General features: G+C 61.2%; 2 protein-coding genes and 1 pseudogene. All 3 read right to left on the reverse strand.

The window, feature by feature from the left end:
• Positions 1-1,005: MCE family protein (locus WAN71_RS27180; RefSeq protein ID WP_422228292.1), on the reverse strand; the 1,005-nt coding region annotated here is incomplete at its 3' end.
• Complete coding sequence (locus WAN71_RS27185; protein WP_422228293.1) at positions 998-2,032, reverse strand: MCE family protein; 1,035 nt, start codon at positions 2,030-2,032, stop codon at positions 998-1,000. The genes WAN71_RS27180 and WAN71_RS27185, both read right to left, overlap by 8 nt.
• Positions 2,029-2,153 (reverse strand): annotated as a pseudogene (locus tag WAN71_RS27190) (MCE-family protein); the annotation flags it as partial. The gene WAN71_RS27185 and the pseudogene WAN71_RS27190, both read right to left, overlap by 4 nt.

Below are 2,153 nucleotides of genomic sequence, written 5' to 3' on the forward strand. Positions count from 1 at the left end.
AGCTGTGTCGAAGGTGCGGAATCCCCACAGATATTCCATAAACGGCCCGAAGAGTTGGGGGACAGACAGGTTCGGGATGAACGCTGAGTAGGAAAACATGCTGGAAACGGCCTCGCCCAGCGTAATCGCAAATTTTGCGGCACCCGGCAACGCTTTCGAGATGTTGTCGCGGTTCTTCTCCAACATCGCGGTCACTGAATTCAGCTTCTCCAGCGTCGGCGCCAACTTGCTCTCGTTGTCATGTACCAATCCCGACAACTGCTGGGCCACCATCGACGTGCTGGCCAGCAACTCGACGATTTCCTGCCGGCGGGCGACCAGGACTTGGAGCAGGTCGTCGGAGTTGAGGATCAGCTTGTTCACTTGCTGGCTGCGTTCGGACAGGATCCCCGTGACATCGCCGGCACTTTTGAGCAGCTGGCCCAGTGATTGATTGCGGCCGTTGAGAGTTCGCGACAGCCGGGTCAGCCCGTCAAAGGCCGGACCCAGTTGCGGCGCGATCTGGTTGAGCGTCGCGGACAAGGTGTCCAGCGACTGGTTCAACGATTGGGTGCTGGTCCCGGCGGTGTTGGTGGTGAGGTCGCTGACGGCGTCGTTCAGCGAGTACGGCGACGACGTACGCGACACCGGGATCACGTCCATCGGATGCATCATGCCGCTGCCGGCCGACTCCAAGGTCAGCATTCGCGCGCCGAGCAGCGTACCGGTCCTGACGTGCGCAGTGGTGTCTGACCCGAGGGGGATGTTTCCCTTCAGCGTGAACGTCACAAGTGCATCGCCATGGCGAAGAGCGACATTCGACACCGAACCGACCTTAATGCCGGACACCGTCACGTCGTTGCCCGGCGCAAGGCCGCCGGCTTCGGAAAACACCGCCTGGTATCTAACGGCCGTCGCCAACGACACCAGCCGGTCGGGCGACAAGCCAACCACGATGACAAGCGCGATCAAGACAGCGCCGATGAATCCGGCCTTGATCAACGCAGCTCCGCGGTACTTAAGCATTGGGCTCCTTGCACCTTCCCGCTTCAGACTTGAACAGTGGGGCCACTACGGTCCTGCCCTGCAAATCCGTACCCCGGAGCGTTAGCGAGCAGAAGTAGTACGCGATGGTGGAACCCATGACGCCCAGTCGTATCAGCTTGCGGAAGTTCTTCGGCATCAGCTGGACTGCGGCGTCGATTCGGTCCTTGTCCTGATCGAGCAGTGGCGCCACCCGACTCAGCTGCTCCACCGTGCCGGCCAGCGGGCGCCGGGTGTTAGTCAGCAGATCCGCGAGTGACGTGGTTCCATTGCTCAACGAGTCGATCGCCGCACCAATGGTTTCGCGGTCCCCCGACAATCCGCTGACCAGTCGCTCGAGACGATCTATCGCGTTAGAGAATTTGCCGCCGTCCTTTGAAAGCGTCCCAACTACCGTGTTGAGGTTGTCGATGAGCTGCTGGACCGTTTGGTCGTTGTCGGCCAAGGCATTGGAGAACGACGTCGTTTTTGCAAACAGCGACTGCAAGTTTCCGCCTTCGCCCTGAAAGACCTGGATGAGCGATGCGGTCAGCGCATTCACGTCTTGCGGATTGAACCCCTGGATAACGGGTTTCAGCCCACCGAGCAGCAAATCGAGATCGAGCGCCGGCGCGGTGCGGTCGACCGGAATCTGCCCTCCGGCCGACAGCCGCTTGGTCGACCCCGCGCCGTCGCCGAGGTCCAGATAACGATCACCGACCAGGTTGAGGTAGCGAACCGCAGCTCTGGTGCCCTCGGTGAGCACGATGTTGCGGTCAGCGTCGAACTTCACCACAACCTTCTTGTCGGGACGCAGCGAAACGCCGTTGACGGTGCCCACCCGGATGCCGGCGACCCGCACCGAATCTCCGGCCTTCAGACGTGAGGCATCGTTGAAGATCGCCGAATAACCGGTGACCGCGCCGGTGCGGTACTGGCCGAAGATGAAGAACAGGAAAGCGGTCAGCACCACCATCACGACCCCGAAGACCGCGAACTTGATCACCGTCGCACGCAACGAGCCCCTCATCCCTGTTGTCCGACCTGAGCGGGGTTGCGCGGCGGCCCGGCAATCGGCCCATAGAGCAACTGCTTGAGCCCGTCGAAATTCAGCAGCATCTGTGGGTTCCCGTACTTCCACGGGTTGGCAC

The sequence above is a fragment of the Mycobacterium sp. genome (assembly GCF_049280035.1).
In the GTDB taxonomy this organism is placed as follows: domain Bacteria; phylum Actinomycetota; class Actinomycetes; order Mycobacteriales; family Mycobacteriaceae; genus Mycobacterium.

What these genes read in the sequence shown, in the direction of transcription:
- WAN71_RS27185 (WP_422228293.1), bottom strand. Translation starts at nt 2,032, where the DNA reads ATGAGGGGCTCGTTGCGTGCGACGGTGATCAAGTTCGCGGTCTTCGGG.